Annotated in this window: 7 protein-coding genes and 1 pseudogene; 7 read left to right on the forward strand and 1 reads right to left on the reverse strand. The window is 67.1% G+C overall.

The annotated features are described in order from the left end of the window. Nucleotides 1–8: 8 nt before the first annotated feature. The 4 genes from DIE12_RS36385 (at nucleotide 9) to DIE12_RS36400 (ending at nucleotide 3,738) form a co-directional block, all read left to right on the forward strand. Nucleotides 9–653 carry an alpha/beta hydrolase gene (locus DIE12_RS36385; RefSeq protein WP_124486557.1) on the forward strand — a complete coding sequence of 215 codons (645 nt, stop codon included), beginning with the start codon at nucleotides 9–11 and terminating at the stop codon, nucleotides 651–653. A 485-nt stretch (nucleotides 654–1,138) separates the two neighbouring features. After that, nucleotides 1,139–2,455, forward strand: a complete 1,317-nt coding sequence (locus DIE12_RS36390) for a D-alanyl-D-alanine carboxypeptidase family protein (protein ID WP_044846757.1) — start codon at nucleotides 1,139–1,141, stop codon at nucleotides 2,453–2,455. 48 nt (nucleotides 2,456–2,503) lie between these two features. Beyond that, the gene (locus DIE12_RS36395) at nucleotides 2,504–3,430 is read left to right on the forward strand and encodes a D-amino acid aminotransferase (RefSeq protein ID WP_124520683.1); all 927 of its coding nucleotides are present in this window, start codon (nucleotides 2,504–2,506) and stop codon (nucleotides 3,428–3,430) included. Beyond that, nucleotides 3,430–3,738, forward strand: coding sequence for a YbeD family protein (locus tag DIE12_RS36400; protein WP_044846755.1), 309 nt, complete (start codon nucleotides 3,430–3,432; stop codon nucleotides 3,736–3,738). Before DIE12_RS36395 ends, DIE12_RS36400 begins: the two co-directional genes overlap by 1 nt. Here DIE12_RS36400 and DIE12_RS36405 read toward each other — a convergent pair. Beyond that, nucleotides 3,722–4,711, reverse strand: a complete 990-nt coding sequence (locus DIE12_RS36405) for a transcriptional regulator GcvA (protein WP_044846754.1) — start codon at nucleotides 4,709–4,711, stop codon at nucleotides 3,722–3,724. The genes DIE12_RS36400 and DIE12_RS36405 overlap by 17 nt on opposite strands. Before the next feature lie 102 nt (nucleotides 4,712–4,813). Here DIE12_RS36405 and DIE12_RS36410 point away from each other — a divergent pair, with 102 nt between their 5' ends. From DIE12_RS36410 to DIE12_RS36420, 3 genes and pseudogenes are all read left to right on the forward strand, one after another. Then, nucleotides 4,814–5,140 carry a DUF2917 domain-containing protein gene (locus DIE12_RS36410; RefSeq protein WP_044846777.1) on the forward strand — a complete coding sequence of 109 codons (327 nt, stop codon included), beginning with the start codon at nucleotides 4,814–4,816 and terminating at the stop codon, nucleotides 5,138–5,140. Between the two features lie 83 nt (nucleotides 5,141–5,223). Beyond that, nucleotides 5,224–5,979, forward strand: coding sequence for a lipoyl(octanoyl) transferase LipB (gene lipB, locus DIE12_RS36415; RefSeq protein ID WP_044846753.1), 756 nt, complete (start codon nucleotides 5,224–5,226; stop codon nucleotides 5,977–5,979). Continuing rightward, nucleotides 5,972–6,387 (forward strand): annotated as a pseudogene (locus DIE12_RS36420) (lipoyl synthase); the annotation flags it as partial. The gene lipB and the pseudogene DIE12_RS36420, both read left to right, overlap by 8 nt.

Genomic DNA, 6,387 nt, shown 5'->3' on the forward strand with positions numbered 1-6,387 from the left:
CCGGCAGAATGAACGTTCATACGCAGAAGTCGCTGATCGCCGGCCCGGTCGGGCAGATCGAAATCGCGGTCGACCTGCCGGACGCCATGCGCGACGGCAGCGCCGCGCCGCGCGGCATCGCGCTCGTCGCGCACCCGCATCCGCTGTTCGGCGGCACGATGGACAACAAGGTCGCGCAAACCCTTGCGCGCACGCTGGTCCAGCTCGGCTACGTGGTGTACCGGTCCAACTTCCGCGGCGTCGGCGCGACCGAGGGCGTGCACGACAACGGCATCGGTGAGGCCGACGACCTGCTTGCCGTGCTCGCGCACATGCGCGCGCAGCCCGCGTGTGCGGACCTGCCGCTCGTGCTCGCGGGCTTCTCGTTCGGCACCTTCGTGCTGTCGCATGTCGCGAAGCGGCTGCGCGACGCGGGCGAGACGATCGAGCGGATGGTGTTCGTCGGCACGGCCGCGAGCCGCTGGCAGGTCGCCGAGGTGCCGGAGAACACGCTGGTGATCCACGGCGAAACCGACGACACGGTGCCGATCGCGTCGGTGTACGACTGGGCGCGGCCGCAGGAACTGCCGGTCGTCGTGATCCCCGGCGCCGAGCATTTCTTCCATCGCAAGCTGCACGTGCTGAAGCGCATCATCGTCGACGCGTGGCGTTGATGCGCTGAACCCGGCGTGCGGCGCCGCTGCCGCACGCGTGCGATGTCGCCGCTCGCGCGACATCGCGCCGCATCGTGTCACGGCACGGTCGCACATGCCCGCTGCGGCGCGGCGCAATCCGACTTGCACGGCGCCTGCGCACGCCTTTCGCGCGGCTTCGATCACCCTCTCTCGCAGCGAAGCCTCGCCATCCTCTCGAAGTCGGCGTGCGGCCGCCCGGGCCACGGTTCCCGAAAACGCCGTTCGCAGCCACGTATAATGGCCGCAATTCGCGTCGCCCGCGGCCCGGCTGGGCCCATGCGGCGCTCGTTTCGCCGCCTGTCCGCCCGCTCGCGACGGCCGCGAACCGAACGCGTCCGCACGAGTCCAACCGGCGCGTTTCGCGCCGTCCGACGCAGTCGGACGAACGCCGGAACGCCCGCCGCCTTGCCGTTCAACCCTTGCGCGTTTCGCGCCGCACTTTCTGCCATCAGCCTGAATCGATCATGCGTCTGTCTCCCCAAGGCCTCAAGTCCCTCGCTTCTTCCATCGCCTTCGGCACCGCCGCGCGCAACGTCGCGCTCGGCGTGATGCTGCCCGTCGCGCTCGCGTCGACGATCGTCGTCGCCGAGGCGAAGCCGGCCGCCAAGGCCAAGGCCGCGCATGCCGCGCCGGCCGCCGCCGCCGAGCAGTTCACCGGCGCGCCCGCGACCTTCATGCCGGGCGCGGTGCCGCCGCCGGGCGTGAACGCGCGCTCGTGGGTGCTCGTCGATGCGACGAGCAACACGGTGCTCGCATCGGGCAACGCCGACGAACGCGTCGAGCCCGCATCGCTGACGAAGCTGATGACGGCCTACCTGGTGTTCGAGGCGCTCGACAAGAAGAAGATCTCGATGGAGCAGATCGTCACGCCGAGCGTAGCGGTACGCCGCGTCGGCACCGACGAGTCGCGCATGTTCATCGAGGCGAACAAGCCGGTGTCGGTGCACGACCTCGTGTACGGGATGATCATCCAGTCGGGCAACGACGCCGCGATCGCGCTGGCCGAACTCGTCGGCGGCAGCGAAGGGCAGTTCGTCACGCTGATGAACGACGAGGCGGCGCGCCTCGGCATGAAGGGCACCCACTTCGCCGACGTGAACGGCATGCCCGACCCGAACCACTACACGACGGCCGGCGACCTCGCGAAGCTGTCCGCGCACCTGATCCGCGATTTTCCGCAGTACTACAGCATCTTCTCGGAGAAGGAATTCAAGTACAACAACATCCGCCAAGGCAACCGCAACCGCCTGCTGTGGCTGGATCCGACGGTCGACGGCCTGAAGACGGGCCATACGCAGGCGGCCGGCTACTGCCTGATCGCGTCGGCGAAGCGCGCGATCCCGGGTGTCGACAGCCAGCGGCGTCTCGTGTCGGTGATGATGGGCGAGCAGAAGGAAGGCGAGCGCACGCAGGACAGCATGAAGATGCTGAACTACGGCTATAGCGCGTTCGACGCGGTGCGCCTGTTCAAGGGCGGCCAGGCGATGTCGACGCCGCGCATCTACAAGGGCAAGGAAAACACCGTGCAGGTCGGCGTGAAGGGCGACCAGTGGGTGACCGTGCCGCGCGGCCTGGGCGACAAGGTCAAGCCGGAAGTCGAGGTCAACGCGCCGCTGATCGCGCCGCTCGCGGAAGGCCAGCAGGTCGGTACCGTGAAGATCGTCGCCGATGGCAAGACGCTGTCGGAGTTCCCGGTCGTCGCGCTGCAGGCCGTGCCGGAAGCGGGTATCTTCGGCCGTATCTGGGACTCGATCCTGCTGATGTTCAGCAAGAAGAAGTAAGCGCGACGGGCCTTTGTTTTCACGACTTCATCCCCATCTGTCATTGCCATGAGCCAAGCCGAATTCGAACCGATCGTCTACCTCAGCGTGTCGTCGCACGAGGAACTGGTGCCGCTGTCGGAAGCCCGCGTGCCGGTGCTCGACCGCGGGTTCATCTTCGGCGATGGCGTGTATGAAGTCGTCCCCGTTTATGCGCATGACGGCGCGCACGTGCCGTTCCGGATCGAACAGCATCTGGACCGGCTCGCGCGCAGCCTGAAGAAGATCGGCATCGACAATCCGCATGACGCGGCCGGCTGGCGCGCGCTGATCGAGCGCGTGGTCGCCGCGAATGCGGAAGGCCTCGGCGACGGCCATGCGCTCGTCTACCTGCAGGTGACGCGCGGTGTCGCGAAGCGCGGCCACGCGTTCCCGGCGAATACGGTGCCGACGGTGTTCGCGATGACGAGCCCGCTGCGCCTGCCGTCGGACCAGGAGCGCGCGCAGGGCGTGCGCTGCGTGACGGCCGAGGATCGCCGCTGGCTGCATTGCGACATCAAGTCGATCTCGCTGCTCGGCAACGTGTTGATGGCGCAGCATGCGGCCGAACGCGACGCGTTCGAGACGATCCAGCTGCGCGACGACAACGTGACCGAAGGTTCGTCGTCGAACGTGTGGGTCGTGAAGAACGGCGAGCTGTACGCGCCGCCGCGCAGCAACAGGATCCTCGAAGGGATCCGCTACGCGCTGGTCGAGCAGCTGGCCGACGAATGCGGCATTCCGTTCGTCGCGCGCGAGATCAGCGAAGCCGAGCTGCGCTCGGCGGACGAGATCATGATCACGTCGGCCACGAAGGAGATTTTGCCCGTCACGTCGCTCGACGACCTGCCTGTGCAGGGCGGCAAGCCGGGCCCCGTGTTCGCGGCGTTGTACGACGCGTACCAGCGTGCGAAGGCACGCGAGTTTGAACAGTTTGACCTAACCCGGAGAAAGTGATGAGCGAACCGACCAAAACCATCGAGGTCACCGGCGCGATCGATGCCCGGAAGGAGTCGCTGCTGGAGTTTCCGTGCGACTTCCCGATCAAGATCATGGGCAAGGCGCACCCGGAGTTCAAGGATACGATCTTCAAGGTCGTGGCCGTCCACGACAACGAGATCGACGTCGAGAAGATCGAGGAGCGTGCCTCGAGCGGCGGCAACTACACCGGCCTCACGATCACCGTGCGCGCCACGAGCCAGCAACAGCTCGACGACATCTACCGCGCACTGACCGGCCATCCGATGGTCAAGGTCGTGCTCTGAGCGCCGCTTTCCATCCTCCTTCCTGCGCGCACTCGGCGGGGGTTTTCCCCGCCGCGCGCCGCGCGTCCAGCTCGTCGCACAGCTGCTGGTACTCCGCGACTTCCTGAAGCAGCCAGGTCCTGAACGCCTGCACGCGCGGCGTGTTCACGAGCGGCGGCGGACACACGAAAAAATAGTGCCACGGGCTCTGCCCGTCGATGTCGAACAGGCGCACGAGGCGCCCGTCCAGCAGGTCGTGCACCGCGAGCGAGCGGCGCACCAGCGCGATGCCCTGGCCGTCGATCGCGGCCAGCAGCAGGTTCGACGAATCCTGGTACAGAATCCCGCGTTTCGGCTCGGTGAGCGTATCGAGCCCCGCCGCGTCGAACCACGGCCGCCACAGCTCGTCGTCCGAGCGCAGCAGGTTGTAGTGCACGAGATCGGCGGGCGTCTGCGGCAGCTTGCCGCCGTTCAGCGTCGGCGAGCACGCCGGAAAGAACACTTCCTCGAACAGCGGCTCGACGTGCAGCCCCGGATAGCTGCCGGAGCCGAAGCGGATCGCGAGATCGACGTCGTCGCGCGCGAAGTCGGTGAGCGAGTTGGTGGACTGCAACTCGACGTCGATTTCCGGATGCCGCTCGATGAACGTGCCGATGCGCGGCGTGATGAAGCGCGCGGCGAACGACGACAGCATCGACACCACCAGCCGCCGTCCGCGGTCGCTCGCGCGCACCTCGCGCGTCGCATCGGCGATCTGCATCAGCGCGGTGCGGACCTGCTGCGCGTAGCGCATGCCGGCGTCGGTCAGGCACAGCCGCTTGCCGTTGCGCGTGAACAGTTGCACGCCGAGCTCCTCCTCGAGCGCGCGAACCTGGTGGCTGACCGCGCCGTGGGTGACGTACAGCTCGTCGGCGGCGCGGGAGAAATTCTCGTGACGGGCGGCGGCTTCGAACGCGCGAATCGCGTTCAGCGCAGGCAGCTGGCGGAGGTCCATTTGCTAATTTTCCTCACATCGACGTGAAAATTGGTCGTTTTGTCGGGTGCCTTGAAGTGACTACGATTGTAGCCATCGAAGCATTTATTGGCGGAGTCGATCATGCAAGAAATTTCTTCAAGCATCACGTTCGAAATCCCCGCGGGCGAGACCGTGCCGATGAAGGTGCAGCGCAGCACGCGTCTGACGGTGCAATGCGGGCCGGTGTGGGCGACGCGCAGCAACGACGTCGAAGACTACTTCCTGGTCGACGGCGAGACGCTCCGGCTGCGTCGCGGCGAGCGGCTGTGGCTCAGTGCGGAAGGCCGGCAGGGCGCGCAGGTCGCGTTCTCGGTGTCGCGGCCGGCCGGGGAAGTCGCGCGCGGCGCGCTGGCGCGGCTGCGCAACCGCGTGAACGCGCTGTTCCACGACGGCTGGCGCACCGTCTGACCGACCTTTCCTCCGACGGATGCTCGCGATCCGTCCCCTTCCCGGGCCGGCGAGACGCATGGGTTTTCGGTAAACTAGCGCCCATGTCCGTCTCGCCGGTTGCCATCGTGTCCACGCCTGTCGCTGTTTCCGAATCGCCCGCCGGGTCTCCGGTCCGGCCCGTCGTGCCGGTCACCGTGCGTTGGCGGGGCAGCGAGGCCTACGAGACGAGCTTCGACGCGATGCGCGCGTTCACCGACACGCGCACGGCCGACACCGGCGACGAAATCTGGGTCGTCGAGCATCCGCCCGTCTACACGCTCGGCCAGGCCGGCGACCCGGCCCACCTGCTGGTGGCCGACAGCGGCGTGCCGCTCGTGAAGGTCGACCGCGGCGGGCAAATCACCTACCACGGCCCCGGCCAGATCGTCGCCTACCTGCTGCTGGACCTGCGCCGGCGCAAGCTGATGGTGCGCACGCTCGTGACGAAGATCGAGGAGGCCGTGATCGAAACCCTCGCGGCGTATAATCTCGCTTCGGTCCGCAAGGCGGGCGCGCCGGGCATCTACGTGGCATCCGGCGTGCACGAAGGCGCGAAGATCGCGGCCCTCGGCCTGAAGATCCGCAACGGCTGCAGCTATCACGGTCTGAGCCTGAACGTGAAGATGGATCTGCGCCCGTTTCTCGCGATCAACCCGTGCGGCTATGCCGGACTGGAAACCGTCGACATGGCGAGCCTCGAGGTTGCCGCCGACTGGAACGACGTCGCCCACACGCTGGTGGGTCGTCTGATTGCCAACCTCGATGGCGCATCCGCGGCCGCCGACAAGCCGCAGGCACTGGAACATTCGAATGACTGACGTTACCGCTTCCCCCGCACCGGCCGACTCGGCCGCGACCGCTGCCTACGATCCCACCGCCAAGCAGAAGGCGCAGGCGAAGACGGCGCGCATCCCGATCAAGGTCGTTCCGATCGAGAAGCTGAAGAAGCCGGAGTGGATCCGCGTGAAGGCGGCCACCGGCAGCTCGCGCTTCAACGAGATCAAGACGATCCTGCGCGAGCACAACCTGCATACCGTGTGCGAGGAAGCGAGCTGCCCGAACATCGGCGAGTGCTTCGGCAAGGGCACCGCGACGTTCATGATCATGGGCGACAAGTGCACGCGCCGCTGCCCGTTCTGCGACGTCGGCCACGGCCGTCCCGATCCGCTCGACGCGGACGAACCGAAGAATCTCGCGCGCACGATCGCGGCGCTCAAGCTCAAGTA

Origin of the sequence: Burkholderia sp. Bp9015 (genome assembly GCF_003853505.1) — a bacterium.
GTDB lineage: Bacteria > Pseudomonadota > Gammaproteobacteria > Burkholderiales > Burkholderiaceae > Burkholderia.

Bases quoted from the DNA above. Each gene is read 5' to 3' on its own strand.
- DIE12_RS36410 (WP_044846777.1), top strand. From the start codon at position 4,814: ATGCAAGAAATTTCTTCAAGCATCACGTTCGAAATCCCCGCGGGCGAG.
- DIE12_RS36390 (WP_044846757.1), top strand. From the start codon at position 1,139: ATGCGTCTGTCTCCCCAAGGCCTCAAGTCCCTCGCTTCTTCCATCGCC.
- DIE12_RS36395 (WP_124520683.1), top strand. From the start codon at position 2,504: ATGAGCCAAGCCGAATTCGAACCGATCGTCTACCTCAGCGTGTCGTCG.
- DIE12_RS36385 (WP_124486557.1), top strand. From the start codon at position 9: ATGAACGTTCATACGCAGAAGTCGCTGATCGCCGGCCCGGTCGGGCAG.
- DIE12_RS36400 (WP_044846755.1), top strand. From the start codon at position 3,430: ATGAGCGAACCGACCAAAACCATCGAGGTCACCGGCGCGATCGATGCC.
- lipB (WP_044846753.1), top strand. From the start codon at position 5,224: ATGTCCGTCTCGCCGGTTGCCATCGTGTCCACGCCTGTCGCTGTTTCC.
- DIE12_RS36405 (WP_044846754.1), bottom strand. From the start codon at position 4,711: ATGGACCTCCGCCAGCTGCCTGCGCTGAACGCGATTCGCGCGTTCGAA.